16 protein-coding genes and 1 pseudogene are annotated in these 20426 nt (G+C 42.0%); 4 read left to right on the top strand and 13 right to left on the bottom strand.

The window, feature by feature from the left end:
- Window positions 1-305 precede the first annotated feature (305 nt).
- The 7 genes from NTW12_12330 to NTW12_12300 form a co-directional block, all read right to left on the bottom strand.
- Window positions 306-2444: a sigma 54-interacting transcriptional regulator gene (locus NTW12_12330; protein MCX5847121.1), complete on the bottom strand. Its 2139-nt coding sequence runs from the start codon at window positions 2442-2444 to the stop codon at window positions 306-308.
- Between the two features lie 59 nt (window positions 2445-2503).
- Window positions 2504-3013 (bottom strand): cyclic nucleotide-binding domain-containing protein, encoded by a 510-nt coding sequence (locus NTW12_12325; protein ID MCX5847120.1) that lies wholly within the window; start codon window positions 3011-3013, stop codon window positions 2504-2506.
- Window positions 3014-3135: 122 nt separating this feature from the next.
- On the bottom strand, window positions 3136-4317 hold the full coding sequence (locus NTW12_12320; protein MCX5847119.1) for an ion channel: 1182 nt from the start codon (window positions 4315-4317) through the stop codon (window positions 3136-3138).
- 201 nt (window positions 4318-4518) lie between these two features.
- Window positions 4519-6552, bottom strand: a complete 2034-nt coding sequence (fusA, locus tag NTW12_12315; protein ID MCX5847118.1) for an elongation factor G — start codon at window positions 6550-6552, stop codon at window positions 4519-4521.
- A gap of 38 nt (window positions 6553-6590) precedes the next feature.
- The gene (locus NTW12_12310; GenBank protein ID MCX5847117.1) at window positions 6591-7208 is read right to left on the bottom strand and encodes a GerMN domain-containing protein; all 618 of its coding nucleotides are present in this window, start codon (window positions 7206-7208) and stop codon (window positions 6591-6593) included.
- Window positions 7209-7521: 313 nt separating this feature from the next.
- Complete coding sequence (locus tag NTW12_12305; protein ID MCX5847116.1) at window positions 7522-8106, bottom strand: HD domain-containing protein; 585 nt, start codon at window positions 8104-8106, stop codon at window positions 7522-7524.
- Window position 8107: 1 nt separating this feature from the next.
- Window positions 8108-8326, bottom strand: a complete 219-nt coding sequence (locus tag NTW12_12300) for a hypothetical protein (GenBank protein MCX5847115.1) — start codon at window positions 8324-8326, stop codon at window positions 8108-8110.
- Window positions 8327-8589: 263 nt separating this feature from the next.
- On the opposite strand from NTW12_12300, the gene NTW12_12295 reads away from it, so the two are divergent.
- Complete coding sequence (locus tag NTW12_12295; protein MCX5847114.1) at window positions 8590-10245, top strand: LysM domain-containing protein; 1656 nt, start codon at window positions 8590-8592, stop codon at window positions 10243-10245.
- Window positions 10242-11219 carry a tRNA 4-thiouridine(8) synthase ThiI gene (locus NTW12_12290; GenBank protein ID MCX5847113.1) on the top strand — a complete coding sequence of 326 codons (978 nt, stop codon included), beginning with the start codon at window positions 10242-10244 and terminating at the stop codon, window positions 11217-11219. Before NTW12_12295 ends, NTW12_12290 begins: the two co-directional genes overlap by 4 nt.
- Here NTW12_12290 and NTW12_12285 read toward each other — a convergent pair whose 3' ends face one another.
- Complete coding sequence (locus NTW12_12285; GenBank protein MCX5847112.1) at window positions 11220-11600, bottom strand: hypothetical protein; 381 nt, start codon at window positions 11598-11600, stop codon at window positions 11220-11222. It abuts the gene before it with no gap.
- Between NTW12_12285 and NTW12_12280 the strand changes: the two genes are divergently transcribed.
- Entirely contained in the window at window positions 11493-12713 is a 1221-nt protein-coding gene (locus tag NTW12_12280; protein ID MCX5847111.1) for a transposase, read from the top strand. The genes NTW12_12285 and NTW12_12280 overlap by 108 nt on opposite strands.
- 296 nt (window positions 12714-13009) lie before the next feature.
- On the top strand, window positions 13010-13750 hold the full coding sequence (locus tag NTW12_12275) for a hypothetical protein (GenBank protein ID MCX5847110.1): 741 nt from the start codon (window positions 13010-13012) through the stop codon (window positions 13748-13750).
- 206 nt (window positions 13751-13956) lie between these two features.
- Here the strand turns inward: NTW12_12275 and NTW12_12270 are convergent.
- The 5 genes and pseudogenes from NTW12_12270 to NTW12_12250 all read right to left on the bottom strand — a co-directional run bounded on the left by NTW12_12270 (window position 13957) and on the right by NTW12_12250 (window position 20385).
- A pseudogene (locus tag NTW12_12270) lies at window positions 13957-14586 on the bottom strand (DUF4143 domain-containing protein).
- Complete coding sequence (locus NTW12_12265) at window positions 14586-16118, bottom strand: DUF4301 family protein (protein ID MCX5847109.1); 1533 nt, start codon at window positions 16116-16118, stop codon at window positions 14586-14588. Before NTW12_12265 ends, NTW12_12270 begins: the two are co-directional and overlap by 1 nt.
- 271 nt (window positions 16119-16389) lie before the next feature.
- On the bottom strand, window positions 16390-17091 hold the full coding sequence (locus NTW12_12260) for an FHA domain-containing protein (protein MCX5847108.1): 702 nt from the start codon (window positions 17089-17091) through the stop codon (window positions 16390-16392).
- A gap of 3 nt (window positions 17092-17094) precedes the next feature.
- On the bottom strand, window positions 17095-17901 hold the full coding sequence (locus tag NTW12_12255; GenBank protein ID MCX5847107.1) for a Stp1/IreP family PP2C-type Ser/Thr phosphatase: 807 nt from the start codon (window positions 17899-17901) through the stop codon (window positions 17095-17097).
- 9 nt (window positions 17902-17910) lie between these two features.
- Window positions 17911-20385, bottom strand: coding sequence for a serine/threonine-protein kinase (locus NTW12_12250; protein MCX5847106.1), 2475 nt, complete (start codon window positions 20383-20385; stop codon window positions 17911-17913).
- Window positions 20386-20426: the final 41 nt, after the last annotated feature.

The raw sequence follows: 20426 nt of genomic DNA, 5'->3' as shown, positions 1-20426 counted from the left end.
AAATTGATGCCACATAAATAAATGCTTACACCTTTATTTATAAATAAAAGCGCATTTCTTTAACATTCTATAGAATACAACCAGTTACAAATATTATTTATGCTTCATTAAATGTGAAAAACACGAAGTCTTTAAAACTGTGATGTTTTTGCCAATCATTTTATAATTGATTAGTGCGATAATCGCACATTGTTTTTAACACATAATCTGCGAACTCTATCATACACGAAGGTTCATACAGAGTTTCTTGTTATGTGCGTTATTCGCACTCATTGTGCATTATTCGCACATTGATTTACCAATAATTAATTAACATGCTTCCCGATTTTCTTTTGTTCCCGGATAAATTTATATCGCGAAATGCTGAGATGCTTTGCCGCTATTGTTTTGTTTCCACCACTTATTTCCAGAGCATTTTCAAGGATTTTTTCTTTAATATCGTTCATGATATTTTGTGTTATTGATGAATAATTTATTTCACCGGAAGACAGAGGGGGGAGAAATTTTTCAATTTCAACCTTGAGATATTTCTGATTAGTGGCCACCTTTATTTCAGCAGGAAGCTCATCAGGTAAAATGGTAGTACCATATTTTTGTAAAATCAATACCCTTTCAATAATATTTTTCAACTCCCGTACATTTCCAGGCCAGGCATAGGTTTTCAAAACATGTTCTGCTTCTTTACTGAAGCCCTTGACTTTCTTCCCAAATTTCTTATTGAACTCTTCTATATAATGTCGCATCAAAAGGGGAATGTCTTCAGGTCTTTCCCGAAGCGGAGGGATAACAACAGGAACAACGCTTATCCTATAAAAAAAATCTTCGCGAAAAGAACCCTCGCTTACCATTTTAACGAGGTCTTTATTCGTTGAAAAAATGTACCTGACATCAACAGGTATATTTTCTGTTCCCCCTAATCTCCTTACATAACCATTTTCCAGTACTCTTAGGAATTTTACCTGTAGCTGGGTGCTCATATCCCCTACTTCATCTAAGAGTAACGTCCCACCATTGGCATATTCCAGGAGGCCGATTTTTCTTTTTCTTGCATCGGTAAATGCCCCTGCCTCATAACCAAACAGTTCACTTTCCAAAAGCGTTCCTGGAATGGCAGCACAATTAACATCAACGAACGGTTTTGAATATCTGTTGCTCTGTCGATGAATAGCACGTGCAATCAATTCCTTACCGGTGCCACTCTCACCCTGTATTAATATAGTTGTATTATGTGAGGCTACTTCCTCGATAACATGGAAAACACCTATCATCTTCTTTGATTTCCCGATAATGTTATGAAAACCTAAAAGGATGTCTTCTCTTTCCTTAAGTTTTTCAACTTCTGTTTTAAGGGATTCCGCTTCGAGGGAAAGCATGGAGTGCATTATTGCGTTGTCATATGAGGTCACCGCATTTTTAACGAGGATATCCAAAATATTAATTTGATCCTGGGAGTAGCCGCCTGACTGCTTAGCAAGATATAATGCTCCTTTAAACTTATCCTTTATATGAAGGGGAAAGGCTATTTCTGAACAATAACCATCGTAAACGGGATAGGTGCCGGAAGAACTATCGTCTGATTCACGACAAACGATAATAGTATCAGTATTCATCGCCTGTTCAATAATACTTTTCCCGATCTTGTCATCATAAACCTTTTTATCCTCGATAAACACATTTCCACCATCAGTGATGAGGCATCGATCCTTTTCAATGTCCAGGAAATATATGAGTACTTTATCGGCAGCTGCAATTTTAAGTGCACTCTTATTAAGAATGTCAAGTATACGATTATCAAGAACACGACTTACATTTATCTCAGACACGGCCTCCTGAAGGATCATCAATTGTCGAATTTTTTCCGCGTTTGTTTCAAACAGCCTTGTGCTATGAATAACAATACTTATCTGACTTGCAAATGTTAAGAAGAGGTTGATCTCCTCGAGGAAAAAGTTTGTTTCTTCTTTGCACCAGGCAGCAATAGTGCCGATAACCTCATCACCTATTTTCAGGGGTGCACAAATAATAGAGCCTCTGTTATAGATTTTTGTCAGCATACGATCGGTTTCGGTAATCCTTGGATCGGTTGCCGCATCTTCAATGGCTATCAGTTGACCTGATTTGGCCACCTTTGTTGATAGACAATCATGCTCGTTAATATTCAGGGCAACGGAAAAGGCAATCTTCGACTCTTCAGGATTGTAATTCTTTACGACCTTGGTTTCCAGATATTGCTTCGTTTCATCAAAAAGACGAATGATCCCCATGTCGAAGCCTATGGTATCGACAACCTCGTCTAATATTTTAGCCAGGATTTCACCTACATTGGATGGGGCGGTGAGAAAAGCACTTATGCGGAAAATACTTTTCAGCAGCTTGTCCTTATCGAGCAAAGGAGCAACTAATGCTCTGAAATGGAAATCATTTTCATCATTATTTACTGTCATAAATCAGTTCCCGCTTAAAATGACAATGTACTCGACATAATCTTTTGAGACTGCCACTATTATGCCTCATGCAATATTACACTGAGAGCTGTGGTAAGCTTAATCGTGTCTTCATCAGCTTTCCTCAATCTCGCACTTACGATTCGTGCCAGATTCAACAATATCCTGTAACCAAGTTCGTAATCTTCCTCAGCAAGCTTTAAGAAATCATCCTTTTTAATTTCGTATAAAACACAATTTGTGATTGCCTTAATTGTAGCAGTTCTTTTGAGTTCCTCCAAAAGGGCAATCTCGCCAAAAACAGCATGATGTTTGCCGTCCAGTCTCGTAAACACCTTATCTTTCTCATTGTATTCATCATCTATACCGCTAATGACAAGGCTCTTTGCAACCTCAACAGTTCCTTCCAGGATAATATACATCGTATCTCCGACATCGCCCTCTTTCAAAATGATATCGTTCTCTGAAAAGGTATGTTTACTAACAATATTTAAGACTTTCCGGATCTTATCCGTGGTCAGGTTTTTGAAAAGCGCAATTTCCTGCAATACAGATATTTCCTGATCCATTAATTATCTCCCAAGGTAATATCTCTAAACTTCTTTATAAATAACAAAATTTTAATAGTTGAAAACTTTACGCGTCTGACGTATTTTTTCGATCACTGCTTATAGGGTACATCCTCGGCCGCTTACTTGTGGCTGAATTTAGCCGGCATCACTTTCGAAAGTATAACGGCGAATTCCCCCTCGTTAATAATATATCCATCATCAGGATTTAAGATAAATTGTATTTCTTCTCTTTTATAAAGCAGGTCTTTTTTTGCTTCTTTTATTTTTTCCTTGATAAAGGTGTCAATTATGGATGTGTCATCCGAAAGAAGATCCTCTAATTTCATTGCCTTTTTTTCCATTAAGAGGCCTAACAGGATAGCATGCTGCTTTTCCCGGTAAAATGTTGATAATTCTTTAAACGTCCTTCCAATAAAACTTCGAGGAATTTCGACTCTCCACAATTTATTGGTATCCGTTAACGATAAAATACTTGAGAATATTTTCGGCAGACCGGGAGAATTTATTGCACTGGCTAAGAGAGATCCTACATGTTCGCCCCTGACTATGATCTCATCAACGTTAGCCCGCTTCAAGTGTTGCCTGTTTTCACCATCTAAAAGCTCGGCAATGGTTTTAACTTTGGGAGCTATAGACTTGATTGTCAGGGCTGCAAGAGTTGTCCTTTCGTCAATTCTATCAAGGGGATGGCTTCCGGATGTGTCTGCCATAATTAATGCAAATTTAGCCTTAGCAATATTTGCTCTTAAAAGAACATCTTCATGGACATAATTACCCCTGAGAAATTTCAGGTTGTATTTATTATACTTAAGTTTAAAAGAATCGATATCGTCGACAGTAAGTTCATTTATCAGGATGATGGGAGTATCATCAATAGTACCATATGTGGTCAGCACCTGGAGGACCTCTTCGGTATGCTGATTCCAGCCGCATATAACAATGTGATCTTTTTCTTTGACTGTTTCCAAGCCCCTCCCCTCCTTTAGCTTCTTTTCGACAAAAATAGAGGCGATGGTTGCCGTAAACAAAGACATCAAACCGACACCTGCAAAGATAAGTATCAATCCGACTATTCTTCCGCCGGTCGTTATGGGATATTTATCGCCATAACCAACCGTACCCATAGTTACTATAGCCCACCAGACGCCGTCCCATAGAGAACGAATATTAGAATCAACCCTTGCACGTTCAAAATAATACACACACAGAGAGCTGAAAAATATGACGCTCAGGATTACGATCGCAATCTGAACGAACCGCTCTCTATAGAGCCCTTTCATGAACCTCAAACCAATTGACATATGCTACCCAGACAAATACGCTATAAGAGAGTGTTTTATTTGCCTTTTCCTAAATATTGAAGTTCTTCTCCCGTTTAGTTGCAAGAAAGCCATCGAGAATTCAACTGAAAGCTTTCAGATGACAGCAGTCAGCTAATCCTGAAGATGCCCGCAACTTTCTCGGAAATGATCCACTATTGATTATGCTTCAGCCTGAGCACATTAACTTTTATCGTACGCGTAGAATTGCATGGAGAAGATTGCTCTCCCCTGAGTTGCAGAACGCAGGTCGGTTGAATATCCAAACATTGCCTTTAAAGGAACCTTTGCCTTGATTTCACTTATTGCTCCCTTTGTTGAGATGGCGTGAATTTCCCCGCGCCTTGCATTTATGTCTCCAATAACTTCACCCATATATTCTCCTGGTGCAATAATATCTACCATCATGATCGGCTCAAGCAATACAGGATCCGCTTGTAAACACCCGTTTTTTACTGCAGAAGATGCCGCTATTTTATACCCAAGTGTCGTGGATTCCCCTTCTCTATAAGATCCTCCTACTATTGATATCCTGACATCCACAATTGGATATCCACTAACTATTCCACTGAGGGTTGCTTCTTGTACACCCTCTTCAATAGCAGTAAAGAATTCTTCAGGTATTACGGTCCCTTCGATCTGCCTGACAAGCTCAATGCCTTCCCCTCTTCCCTTGGGTTCAAGTAATAACCGAACATGACCATAATGCTTTTTTTCACCCAGTTCCTTCTCAAAAATTCCTTCAATCTCTATTTTCTTTTGAATAGTTTCACGATAGACAACCCTGGGTTTACCCACATTAACACGTGCGTTAAATTCCCTTTTTAACCTGTCGATAAGGATTTCAAGATGAAGTTCCCCCATGCCTGAAATAATAGTCTGAGCAGTCTCCTCTTCGTACCTTACCTTAATCGTGGGATCTTCTTCCATCAGCTTGTTCAGCGCTACGGCCAGTTTTTCCTGATCTGCCGGTGTTTTGGCCTCGATAGCCTGACTTATGACAGGTTGACAAAATTCTATAGGTTCAAGAAGAATCGGATGAGACTGATCGCAAATAGTATTTCCGGTGGTTGTATCTTTGAGACCCATAATAGCAACGATACCCCCCGCACCACACTGATCAATCCTTTCCCGCTTATTAGCATGCATTTTCAAGAGTCTTGCAATTTTTTCTTTTTTCCCAATGCTGGCATTATATACATCACATCCAACCTTTAGCTGTCCCGAATAAACCCTCAGATAGGTTAATTTTCTTCCCTCATCCTGCATAATTTTGAATGCGAGGGCAGAAAGAGGTTCTTCGTCCCTGCAGTATCGTACCTCTTCTTGTTTGGTCAGAGGATTGACACCCTCAACCGGCGGGATATCTTCCGGTGACGGAAGAAAATTAACAATACCATCGAGTACAGGTTGAATTCCCTTGTTTCTCAGGGCAGTACCGCACATAATCGGCACCGCCTTTAAGGAAATAGTCGCCTGCCTTATGGCCCGTATGATCTCTCTCTCCGAAATTTCAGTTCCATCCAGATACTTCTCCGCAATATAATCATCCATTTCAGCGAGTGATTCTATCAGTTTCTCCCGATACTCTTTGACCTGTGGAAATATATCGGACGGAATATCCGATATTGTAAAAGACGACCCGAGTGTATTGTTATCCCAGATAATCGATTTCTGTTTGATCAGGTCTATGACCCCTTTAAAATGCTCTTCCTGGCCAAAAGGTATCTGTATGGGTAACGGTATTGAATTGAACCTTTCACCCATCGTCTTTATAGTGCCAAAATAATCGGCTCCAATTCTGTCCATCTTATTGATAAAAGCAATCTTGGGAACACCATATTTATCTGCCTGGTGCCAGACGGTTTCTGATTGTGGTTCAACGCCACCGACTGCACAAAACACAACTACCGCACCATCCAGAACTCTGAGGCACCGCTCGACCTCCATGGTAAAATCTACATGACCGGGTGTATCAATAATCTGGATTTCATTATTATCCCAGGTGCAGGCTGTAACGGCTGAAGTGATTGTTATCCCTCTTTCCTGTTCTTGAGGCATCCAGTCCATAACAGCTTCACCATCATGAACCTCACCCATCTTATATAATCTCCCCGTATAGAAGAGGATTCTCTCTGTCACGGTAGTTTTACCGGCATCTATATGGGCTACGATCCCAATATTTCTTGTTCTTGAAAGTTTTGTTTTTGAAGCCATAGACTTATTCCCGAGAGGAGTTTGCCCTTTCCCCGGCATTATCCTTCTTTTGAACCCGGCGCCAACAAATCCTTATTCATATTAAATGGTTGCCTTGTATCAATATGTCCTTTAATAGATTCCACATCCTTCCCGTCAACCAGGAATTTCACTCTTTTAATATCACTGATATTTCGTGTCAACGTGTTGGTCAGTGAATATATTGTTGCCATTTCGCTGGCACTGCCACCCGGATGGAACTTGATGAGATTTTTATCGAAACTGACATATGCTGTTTGCTTATCATCTATTTTAATACTTTCCAGGACTACCTTTTCAGGAAACGTATTTACCAACTTCGTTTTTGATCCCTCCAGCAAAGCCTTTACAAGTTCCCTCGCCTTGCCTTCGGTGCTTTCTTCCTTAGGAATAAACCTCTTCTCCGGAACTAAAAATCGTTCATTTGCATCGGAAAAATAGAGGACTACCTCATATTTTTCCTTTTTAGCAACGTTATTTTTAGTTGGCGGAAACACATATTCAAAAAGGATTACAAAGAAAAGAATGAGACATACAACAATGGTAGTAATAATCACAAAAAGAAGAGATTTTTTCATTCGTTTCTTTTTTTTCTTGCCCTTTATCTCTTCCGTTCTTCTCTTTCTCTTTGTAACCATCGTCAGTTCTCTCCTTAGCTGCTAAAAAGCGGCGATAATATAGGGTATTTTCGCAGTACTGTCAAGTAAGATGAATTCGTAAAAATCTAAATTAAAGAGAAGCTTGGAGATTCGTAAAATACTCCCGAGGCAAGGCGTGTGAATTGACGTAGCTCTTGCATTTTTCTGAGAGGAATCTATTCTATCAAATTGCGCCCTTGCTCTGTATGAGCGGTGGGTTCATATGATAATGAAGATGGATATATTTGTAAAATGATTAATGTATTACTTTCACATTACGTTCTAAGGTATACTTGACGAATCAGTTTCGTTTCTATTTCGTATTATTACTGCCTCCATTCACCCACCAGTCACTCTTATCCTTGAACCACCACTGTGATGAATCTGTCTTAATAATACTTTCAGCCAGCTTTTTTGCAGTTTCGGTACAGAGTCGCCTGCTCGCAAATTCAATCCAGTCATTGGTGTATTTATTTCCCAAATCTCCACATTCCTTCAGTTGGAGAATAAGAGCAAGCTGGTCTGCATCATGGGCAATAAGGGCTTCTCGTGTCTTCTTTTCATTAAATTCATCAATGGCAGATTTGATTTCATCACCGAAGAACAGTGTTTCAGTCAGCTCCTTGATGGCTTTCTCTTCATGCACGGTAACATATTTTTTATACATATAGTTCATATCACCGGTTCTTGCTTCGGGAAGATCATGAACAAGGCATATCTTGAGTAACTTTAATTCGTCAATACCAGTTTCAAGCTTACTTAAGGTATATCCAATAAATATCGTCCTGAGAATATGTTCAGCTACCGATTCACAACCAGAACCTAAAAACCGAAAACCTGTCCTGGGGGTTTTTTTCAACATACCAACTTCAAATAAAAAATTCGCTATATCTTCCATTTTATTCCTTTTTTATTGTTTTCATCCTGTTGTCCATCATATCTGAGATTCTTTTTATTTGCAACTGGAGTGATGCAATACCTTCCGGTTTCATAGACAGCACTTTATCAAGCTGCGATTTCCAGTACTCCAATAGCGATATTTCATTTTCTTTCAATTTTTTATCAAACCTTGCCTGAAACTCTTTAATGAAAACTTGATTTTTTTCCACATCAGCCATAATCTATCCCCAATTAAAATCCGTTAAACAAAAAGTTTTTTATTATATCATGTATCGTTGTTCTTGCAACCACTGATATTAATAATTCCGGGATACGAACAGTAGTGAATACCGAGATCATCACACGTATCAGCCCAATGATATTGAGATTTTACTTTGCACAATAATTCAATTATGCTAATAATACACACAATAATCAAACCATATATTGAAACTACTTTCTATATCATTAAAATCATGCAGTATATTGATGAGGTATAATTATGGACAATATCCGTATACCAGTTTTTTGTCTTATTCTTTCTTTGTTCTTTCTTACTACCACCTTTGAAGTCGCCCTTGCAAAGGAAGATACGGCCCATCTATCATTTCAAAAAGCAGCTACTTCAAAAACTAAAACACGTACATACGTAGTTAAAAAAGGCGAGTGGCTTTTTGATATCCTGCGAACCCAAGTCGGAATAACATCACGCCGATTTACAATAATAAAAATACTGAACCCGCATATAAAAGATATAGATAAAGTAGAACCCGGCGATGTGGTGATTCTCCCCGATATCGAACCACCCGGAAGCGCCAAAAGGGAAGACAATTTACCGATAACGGCTTATACAATAAAAAAAGGCGATACCATAACCCGGATTGCCATTCGTCAATTACAAACGAAAAAATTGTCGGAGGTTGTAAAAACAGTACACGAAATCAAGCAGCTGAACCCAGGCATCAAAAACTACAACAAGATATATCCCGGTCAGAATCTGGAACTACCTCGAAGAAGTATTGTTATCACCAAACAGGAAGTTAAAGTTCCAGAAGCTGAGTCACCAGCCAAAGTTAAAGATGAATCCAAAGAAAAACCGGTCATGCTACCGGAGACCCGTCTGGCTATTATAAGACACGTAATCAGTCGAATGAACGGATCCATTATAACAACGGGTAAATATTATATCCCCATTCCCCAGGTAGGGCAGGTGACCATCGATTGTTCTGCAATACCGGTCGTTGAACTTGATGACGGAAGTACGACTTTATTGGATTTTTCTGATCGGATACCTGATACCCTTAAAAATATGATCCAAGCAAGCTGGAAAAACTATAACCCAATTAAGGTCGACAATAATGACAATACTGCCACCATTCTTCAAAAGATTATCAATACCTCTAATATATATGTAATGAAAAAACGGACAGCATCATACATTATAGGGAATACTCCACCCCTCCAGCTTTCGGTTGACTGGATGATCATAAAAAAAGCGTCCGGAAGCATTCCTTATTTACAAGGACTGTCATTCGTTGCCGACAACTCCCAACTCCTGCCCAAACCACTGACTTCTTATGCAGAAAAAAATGGTATGATCATTACAGAAATTATGGATGGATACGGTATAATGAGCGCAACGGATGAAAAGTATACAATCCCCCAAGTGTCCGTTATAAACTCTCGCACCAAAATGGAACTGATCAATGCACTTATCATTGAACTAGGTTTTTCAACAATGAAAGATACCGAAGTCGGGATCTTTGACACTGCCAGGGACGGTTTTAACCTTTCTATTAGGGCTGATGTCCTTGTAAAAAAGGAAGACAGACAAATATTGTTCCTCTCAAAAAAGATCCCCCAGCAATTCATAGACAGCTTGAAAAACAGAGGTACAGAAACCATATCGTTCGATGAAGGAGAAACTCAAAAAGCTGTCATCGAAAAAGTCCTGCAAGCTATGAATGTTCCTTACATATTCAATAGTTTCTCATTTTCAATTCCTGAAAAGACCAATACCCCAAAAGGCATCATCAACTTTCCAGCCTTCAAAATAACTCGTGACAAAGGACATTTTTATCTGATCGATTTTGATATAGATCGCGATATCTATGGACTGCTTCATGAGAAATGGGAGGTAACCATAGTTAAATATTGAAAGTAAAAGGAATAGGCCTATTATCCGGAGGGCTGGACAGCATCCTTGCAGTAAAGCTCATTATGTTACAGGGTATCGATGTTTTGGGGGTCACGTTTCAAACCCCCTTTTTTAGTGCCAAAAAGGCCAGGATTGCAGCGAAGAAAATTGAAATACCCCTTCTCACTGTAGACATTACGGAAGAACATCTTAAGATGTTAAAAGCCCCCAAATATGGATACGGAAAGAATATGAATCCGTGCATAGATTGCCATACGCTCATGTTGAATAATGCCGGCCGGATCATGGATTATTCAGGGGCAGATTTTATTTTTACAGGAGAAGTACTTGGCCAGCGTTCCATGTCCCAGACGAAACAGTCTCTTCATGTAGTCGCTAAAAATTCAGGATACCAGGAGTATATTCTGAGACCTTTGAGTGCACAGCTTCTGCCCGAAACAAAGCCGGAAATCGAAGGTAAAGTGGAACGTCAAAAACTCCTTGCAATCCGTGGTAAAGGAAGAAAACAGCAGATTGAGATGGCGAGGCGCTATGGTATTAACGATTACCCTGCCCCCGCCGGCGGATGCCTGCTCACCGATCCCATGTTTTCCAAAAGACTCCGTGATCTGTTTACGTATAACAAGGATTTCAGGATACGGGATATAGAACTTCTTAAATACGGCAGGCAATTTCGAATCAATGAGTTTTCCAAGGTCGTTGTCGGACGTAACAGTTTTGAAAATGAGGCACTCCAGAAATTATCCGAAGGGGAAGACGTTGTAATCCATATGACGCAATATCCCGGTCCTACCGCGCTTGTTCCCTATGGAGGCGACGATACAACACTCCTTTATGCGGCATCTCTGTGTGCCCTTTACAGTGACGCCCCAAAAGATGAGGAGGTTGTTGCCCTGTGCAGGACAGGAAATGCCTCAAAGCCCATCATGATAAAAGCAGCGCAAAGAGAAGATTGTGAGCGTTTAATGATTTGATTACAGATCGGACAGATGCTGCGGCCTCAGTAAATCATGGATTGTCTCTATACTTTCCCTTGACAAATAGAACGTTCGTTCTATTATATAACGGTCTGATTTTCTCAAAGGAGAGAAATCGTGGCCGCTCCCGCCGCTGTCTACCGTCCACGGAACCCGCAATCTTCCGATTATTACCGGTGCGTGGAGGATCATTTTGAAACCTTTCTCCAGGTTTATGAGGAACGATTTGAACGGCAATATGGATTTTTCCGTTCCTATCTCCAGAAGGTCATTTACCGGTATCTCGATTGCGGCGATCTGCACAATGGCTTCTCCCGTGTGAAATGCAAAGACTGCGGCCATGAATATCTTCTGGCCTTCTCCTGCAAGCGCAGGCATTTCTGCCCATCATGTCATCAGAAGCGAGTAGTCGAATTTGGCGAGTGGCTATGTTGCGAAGTGCTCAAAAAGGTTCCCCACCGTCATTTCGTCTTCAGCATTCCGAAGATCCTGCGCCGGTATTTTCTATACGATAGAAAACTCCTTGCCGATCTCAGCCGATGCGCCTGGGATGCCCTGACGGTCTTTCTACAGGAGGCCGTCCCGGAGAAGAAACCTGTTCCCGGCGCCGTCATCGCTATTCAGACCTTCGGTGATTTTCTCGGATTCAATCCCCACTGCCACATTCTCGTCACCGATGGCTGCTTTTACGGCGGCAAAGGCATGTTCCGGGTCGCCCCGCCGTTTGATCTGAAAAAGCTGGAGACCATATTCCGGCACAAGGTCTTCAGGATGCTCTTGAACAAAGGCAAGATCACGGAGGAGATGATTCGCATGATCTCTGCATGGAAACATTCCGGGTTCCATGTCTTTTGCGGCAACCGTATATCTCCGAATGATGCAACGGCTATGGAAAACCTGGCACGCTACATCATCCGTGCCTCATTCTCTCAGGAGCGCATGCAGTACCTGGATCAAGAGGCGAAGGTCGTCTATACGTCTAAGGCCTGCCCCGGACACCGATTCGGGGACAGCAAGTCAAACAAGGTTTTCGACGCTCTCGAATGGCTCGCCGCCATGTGCTCCCATATACCAAACAAGGGGGAGCAAATGGTGCGTTATTACGGATACTACAGCAACGTATCCCGGGGAAAACGGCAGGAGAGCACAGAGGATGACGACATACCATACATCATTGAATCGGAAGAGGATGTAAAAGCGCACCGGCGAAAATGGGCAAAGTTAATTCAGAAAATATACGAAGTTGATCCCCTTATCTGTCCGAAATGCCAGGGAACCATGCGCATCATTAGCAGCATAGAAGACGGTGAAATCATCAAAGCCATCCTGAAACATCTTGGTATCTGGCTGGTCAAGTCAAAACCCTCTCCCAAGGCGCACGGCCCGCCATCCGTTGAATCCGTCATGGATGATCACTCTCAAATTCCCATCAATGACGATCATTACTATATAGACCCCGAATATCCGTGGGACGCATATATCCCAGCATAACGAATCACAAACAAGAGGCGCAGGAGACGGGTGGGTCCGAAAAAGGCTCAACTATGCCTTTTGAGTTCCGGCAAATCACAAATATCTGCATCGCATGCGACAATCGACGGCGCCCGGTCCCCTTTTACAATATCACTGTTCTTAACCATTACACACCGGCACAACATCTTGTGGATAAAAAATAATTGACATACAAATGGAATTTTCCTATATTTACCTTGTCAGAAAGCAATGTCTTATCAAATTTTTTCATTGTTACCGGAGACAAATGTTTACCATACATAAGAGGTATTAAAATGAAGAAATCAAAACTAATTATCGTGACTACATTATTAATTATTTCATTGTTTATGAGTGTTTCAGTGGTTAATTCAGCTGATTATTTTCCTCTCTCAGTAGGTAATACATGGATATATTACCCTTCCTTTGGAGCGAATGGTAACAGAGTTGATACTGTTATTGGAGAGGAAGCCATAAATGGTATTCATACATACATATGGAACCGACAAGAAGCACCTAATGACAATTATAATGAAAAAAGATGGATTGCTACGGATAATTCTGGGGTAAAAGTCTATAAATATTGGGACAACGAAGGAGCCGATCCGGCTGTAATAATAAATCCACCATGGGTTACGTTTAAGTCAAACCCAAATGTTGGAGATACATTCATCGGAGAATTTGAGCCATACAGCGGTATTCGTTATACAGTAACATCCTACATTGAGTCAGTAAGCGAGACTGTTACGGTCCCGGCCGGCAGCTTTACAAACTGTGTAAGAATTAAGGTGCTCAATGAAATGACAGAAAATTCTAATAAAACGGCAGTGGGTTGGTACAGAGAATGGTATGCTCCAAATATCGGGCGTGTCATTTATGGCAAATATAGTGCCAACTGGGGAAGCGCCACTACAACCCAACAGTTAATTGGGTTCTCAGTTACTCGTGGATTACCCGGAGATGTTAATAGTGACGGGAAACTAGGATTGGGTGATGCCATCTATATTCTTCAGACACTCTCTGGAATAAGACAATAAAGCGGTGGTTGGTATCTCCATCAAGTTCAATCCGTAATCCTCAGCTTTGATGAATGCCCACTGCCAAACAGTTGTAGGTGGCGCCGATAACCGGTGCATTTCATTTTTTCTTCGATCGCTCCTGAACAGTGCGGGTTGAAAGGTGTTACCACAGGCCAGTTTGTATCCGTTCGTCTTGCTTCACCCATCCACATGCCGCCATTGCCCTACGTTTGGTAAAGAAGTTCGCCGCTTTCCCGCCATCCCACAACCTTCACCCCTTTTTGCAGATAGGTTTCATTCCCTCCGTAGATCAATGAGGGCCTCATCGCTGAATTACCGGCAAGAGCGCACCATTTCTCCAATCCGGCAAATGAATCCCGCGTCAGGGTCTTGCCTGACTTGATCTCGATCGGCATCAGCATGTTTCCTTGCTCGACAATAAGATCCACCTCATTGCCGTTGCTGTCCCGCCAGAAAGAGAATGCAGGTTGCTCTCCTCGGGTGAGTTGCGATTTGATCAGTTCTGAGATGATAAACGTCTCGAAAATATTGCCCCGCAACGGATGAATCACCATCTGTTCCGGCGTCCTGATCCCCAATAGCCACGAGACGAGCCCAGCGTCGTAGAAATATAGCTTCGGCATCTTTACCAACCGCTTGTTGAAACTGACGTGGTGAGGCCGCAGTCGAAAAACGAGATAACTCGCTTCGAGCACGGATATCCAGGACTTGGCCGTGTTGTGGGTAATGCCGCATTCTGTGGCAAGCGAGGATAGGTTGAGCAACTGCCCGGTCCTCCCTGCACAGAGCCGCACGAATCGCTGAAACGTTTCCAGATCCTGAATCTTGATGATTACAGATCGGCTAGATGCTGTGGCCTCAGTAAATCATGGATTGTTTTCACAGGATTAAACGTTTCGATGGGCACTTCGACAAAAATAGTGTTCCAGAAGGCCATTGAACCATTCCACAGCCCCGGAAGTTCAAGTGCCCTAATATCTTGGCCTTTCTCAGATTTCTGTGAGATAAAATAAGAGTTTTTATCAACGAACGCACGGAGATCAAATTTCTGAGACTGATAGTCCCTGACCCCGCAGACCAGATCGACCGGATTAAAATGGGTTGCTGATGACCATAGGGCCTTCTGTTCTTTCGACCTTGAATCAATTTGTGATTCTTCTATGATCTGGAGCGATTGTGTCCCATCTTCCTCGTTTATCCAGAAGGGACCGCCTCCCGGCTCTCCTTCATTTTTTACCATACCGCATACCCGAATGGGTCGGTTAAGTTTTTTAAAAATTAAAGCGTATTTTTCTGGAAGGGGTAAATCGTTAAACCGTGGCGGAAAAACAATATGAAGCTTCTGCTCACAAAACAATATCAGCTCCGCCATCCTATCTTTGTCCGGTTCTTTTTTACCCAGCATACGCAGGTACCTGAATATCTCATTCTGAAGGGAGATGAGATAGCCCCCCAGAACCTTTTTATAAAATATTGTGACCGGCTTTAATCTGTCAGGAACTACATTGTCGATATTCTTTAGAAATATGATGTCTCCGTCAATGCTGTTCAGATCCTCAAGGAGCGCACCATGACCACCCGGTCTAAAAACAAGCCCCCCCTGTTGATCACGAAAAGGTCTGTTCTCTAAATCCACAGCGATGGTATTGGTAGAGGATTTCTGGGTTGAGAGTGTAATGTCATACTGTACATTATAATACTTTTCAAAATATTTTTTAATCCTGGACAGATAGTCGTTCACCTGTTTTTGGTGCTCTTCCGAAACGCTAAAATGAACGCGACAGATTCGGTTGGAACCTTTCGTATGGAGTGACGCTTCAACCAGATGTTCCTCAAGGGCAGTACGGTTACGATCCGGGTAGACATGGAACTTCAAAAGCGCCTTGGGGAGATTACCATAATTCAGACCTCTTGATGTGATGATATACGCCAAGATATCGATAAATCTTTTGTTTTTGATCATATTTTCAATATTCTCACCAGCACGCGATATCGCCTCACCTAAATCATTGTAAAAAGCGAATGTTTTCAGCTCACTGACAAATCTTTTACCTTCTTCCGAATCAAAAACTCCATTCTCAAGACATCTGAACCACTCTTTGAACATTCGGCTTGCCGCTCCCGAAGCGGGTACGAACTTCAACATCCTGCCCTTCCTCGCCTCTTCTTCATACAATGCCGTTATTATCTTTATATCTTCTTTCGGAATGGTTACAATACCATCATATGTAATACACGGCCGGTTGAGTTTGACCGGACGAGTCCCTCTTTTAAAGAGATTAATCTGTGCCAACGCCTGATTAACACTGAGCCCCTCTGTTTTGATTTGTTCAATATCTGCTTCTGTAAATACAACGTCAGACAATTTATTATGCCCTCCTCATGCCCAAGTTTACACGAACCGGAATGAATAAAGCTGCTTCGCTACACATTAAAAAAGGTGCTCGCTCCTCTCTCAAAATTCTGCGGTCAAGCACCTCCTTTTATTGTAAAATAATTTTCAAGCCTAAATAATCATGATTATTATTTCTTTTTATTATTTTTTGTCAGGCTTTTGCGAAGCCGGTTCTTCTCTCTCAATAACCGGGATATGTCTTTTTGTCTCCTTGTAATTTTTTCTTTTGACATTCGTCCATCTATTCTTTTATGTAAAACTGCAACTTAAGGCCGCCAGTTTCCACGATATCACCATCTTTCAGATCATATCTATGATCAACTTGCTGGCCGTTCACCTTCAGCGATTTACCACCTGCAGGTGTGATAAAATATCCCTCTTTCCTCCTGTTTATAAGGGCAGTTACTTTGGGGGCAAAAAAGCCTTTCAGATGAATCCCGGCACTATCCTCCTTGCCAATGGTTGTGACTCTCTCTTTGAGAAGATAATCCCTCTTATCCGTGGATCCTTCAATGACAATGAAGCCACCGAGGATGTCAGGCTTCTCTTTATCTACAGAGGCAAGTATCTTCTTCTGATCTTCCGGGGCAATCACCATGGTCTCATCCATTGAACGGCCCCGCACGGCAAAGCCTTTTGTGTCCGTTTCCCTGACTTTATCCGATATAACCTCAAGAGTATGAACACCGATAAGGATGACATCGCCGTTATATAATTCACTTTTGAAAACCTTCTGGCCGTTGACATAGGTACCGTTGAGGCTGTTTGCATCTTCAATAAATATGGCATCACCCTCTTTAGTAATTTTCGCATGTTGTCCCGATATAGCCTGATTATCGATAGCAATATCGTTTTCCGCTTTTCTCCCAATAGTTATAACGTCCTGATCAAGCTGTATCTCTTTTACCACGGCTTCTTTGAATTTGAGTAATACCTTCGCCATACATTACCTCCTGAACCATTCCTTGAAATTTAATAAAAAAGAAAACCAGCTTTTTTTCCTGATATATCCTGTAATCACTGTTATGTTATCTTTGCCGCCGTTTTTATTGGCCATGTCGATCAGCCTTTCACATGCTGCGGTTGGATCGTTCGATGAAAGCATAACAGAGAGGATATCGTCATCAGAAACCATTGAACTGAGACCGTCTGTACATAGTATCAAAATATCACCGTCCGTGAGAGTCAACTCAGCAAAATCCACCTCAACTTCCAGTGTTGCGCCAAGGGCCCTCGTAAGGAGATTTTTCATCTCGGATTTCTGGGCCTCTTCTTTCGTCAACAGCTCACGCTTGACCTGTTCATAGACCACCGAATGGTCATCGGTCATTTGTTCGATATTGCCTGCCCTGACAAGATAAACCCTGCTATCACCGACATGAACAATGCTCAGTAGGTTCCCGTTGAGCAAGACCGCTGCTACCGTCGTGCCCATGCCCTGCCATCCGGGATTACTCTGTGCCGCCTCATAGATAACCCTGTTGGCAAGACGTACCGCTGAGCCTATACGATTTGTCTCTTCAGAAAATTCTTCCCGATATTTGCCGATCTGTGGATATTGCCCTTCTTTTACCTCGATAATATAGTCCCTGATTACATCGATGGCCATCTTGCTCGCTACTTCTCCGGAAGCATGCCCTCCCATACCATCGGCAACAACAAGAAGGCCCACCTTGTCATTAAGATAAAAATTATCCTCGTTGTTCGATCTGACAATCCCTTTATCTGTTCTGCCTTGAACAAGAATTTCCAATATAATCTCCTAAAGGTGAATGCACTCAGCAAGTTCACGAACGAGTTCTTTTCCCTGTTGATATCGTAACTCCCTATCTTTAACAAGTAACTTCTCAATAATGTTAATACAGGGTTGTGGGATATTCGGCGCCAGATCCTTTATCGGGGCCGGTGAAGATGCGGTAATATTAAACATGAGGGTAGCAATGCTGTCACCCTGAAACGGCCTTTCGCCCGTAAGAAGTTCGTAGAATACGACTCCGAGGGAAAAGAGGTCTGAACGACCATCCACCTTCTGCCCTGCGATCTGTTCCGGTGACATATAGCTTGGTGTACCAAGAACCACACCGGTCTGGGTCTTGGAAGAGGTCATCACCCTGGCAATTCCGAAATCTGTAACTTTGACTTCTCCGTTTTTCAAAATCATGATGTTTGCCGGTTTGATATCCCTGTGGACGACTCCATTGCTATGGGCATAATCAAGGGCATTCGCAACTGATGAGATTATCTTCATTACATCATGGATGGGCAACAAATTTTCCTTCTGGCAATATTTCGCGAGGTCCGCTCCGTCAAGAAGTTCCATCGCCATGTAGGCAAGATCGTAGTCCTCACCGACATCATAAATAGTAACGATGTTAGGATGAGAGAGTTTACCGGCAGCCTCTGCCTCCCGGAAGAATCTCTTTTTCACCTCCGCAATCTGCTCTTCATCGACCTCTTCATATCTCAAGGTCTTAATCGCTACTTCCCTGTTGATCTTGGGGTCTTTGCCCAGGTAAACCGTTCCCATGGCGCCCCGTCCGAGTTCCCTGGAAATTTCATAGCGGCCGAGAGTAGGTTTCGTTTGAGAACTATCAACGAGCACCGTGGCGTCCTTTTTCGCGCCGCCAAGTCCGAATATCATTGTCTCCCCTGCTGCCTTCAGCTTCTTCGCCCGTTCTTCAATGTCCTTGAAACTTCCTGCTTGCGAGATATGCTCGTAGACAGCCACGGCCTTGTTAAACATTCTCTTTCTCTCAAAATCAAGACCTAAGTTGTAGAGCGACTCCTTAATCGCCTCATCCTCAATAGGACATTTCCGGAATTTTTCGAAGGCCATGTCGAGCATGCCTTGCCCCTGGAAAGAAAGTCCCAACATTTTATTGGTTTCGACACTGTCTGCCTCGATGCGTTCCTTTGCCTTTTCTGTAAAAAAATAACCCTTAGAGACGATAATTATATATCCGAACAGGAGAAGAAGGGAGGGATGAATAACCTTAATCCAGTATCCGTAACTCATCAATAGATACACTCCCGCACCGATCCAGACCAGAAGAATGATTAGCGAAGCAATGGCACCGATTCTGGCCTTGAGTCTCGGTATTGCCAGAGCAAGAAAAACGCCGAAGAAGACGATAACTCCGATTTCAAGGGGAAATGCCCAACCAGGCCGCACTATATGATCATTCGTGAGTATATTATCAACTACGTTCGCTATAATTCCCCAGGATGGAACATTAGGGCCTATTGGCGTAGCCTGCATTGCACCAAGGCCGATTGCGCTCTGGGCAATGATGACAATTTTATTTTTGAATGCCTCAGGAGGTACCTTATTACTGACCACATCATAGAAAGAGAAATACGGGAAGCTCTTACTGAAACTGATAAGCATCTTACCCTTATCAGAAATAGGAACACTGTTGTTTCCAAATGTCAAATCACCGGCCACACTCACATCTTTTATATCATAGTTTAAATACTTTAAGGTCAATTGCAGTCCGAGGGATGGATAGGCTCGCCCTTCATAATATACCAACAGAGGTTCACTTCTCACTGTTCCGTCCACATCGGCAACAACATTGATATGGCCAAGAGCAAATGATTTTGCCGCGAAATCAGGGATAGGAGGTACAATCTCTCTCCCTGAAATACTACCCTCACGAGCGGAAACTTCAATAGAATTCTGCTTCAGATATTCTGGTACATCAGATCCACTATTGCTGACTGAACTGCCGAGGATAAACACGAGAGGCAACACTACTTTCTTACTTTCCCCGATGGATGCTGAGAGAATAGCATCATTATCGAGTTTTTTTTCGGATTCCTTCAGAGAGGTATGGATTTCACCAACTTGCCTGTTCTTAAGCAGACCAGGATTACTCTCTATATTCTTGATAATATCACGCACTTCAAGCAAGCCCTGGTTGAAATCACTTTCTGAATAAATTATATTTACCCCGATCACTTTAGCTTCGTAACTGTTCAGAAGACCGATCATATGGGCAATATAACCACGCGGCCAGGGCCATCTCCCCATATTAGCAATACTCTCATCATCTATCGCTACAATTACTATAGGGGAATTAGAGACTCTTTCCTTAAGGGTGGAACCTGCATCATAAATCTTGTATTCGAGATATTGTGTTGGGGTCCATCCAAAATAGAAAGCTCCGACCGTTAAAATGGTTAGCATTATCCCGATGATGATATCTGAAATACCAGATTTAACTAATTTTTTCATAAATTCCTTTTTTAAATTACATACGTGAATAATGGAACGCA

It is taken from the genome of Deltaproteobacteria bacterium, from assembly GCA_026388545.1.
GTDB lineage: Bacteria > Desulfobacterota > Syntrophia > Syntrophales > UBA2185 > JAPLJS01.
Note: the sequence above shows the minus strand (reverse complement) of the source record. Positions and strands in the feature narration are given on the sequence as shown.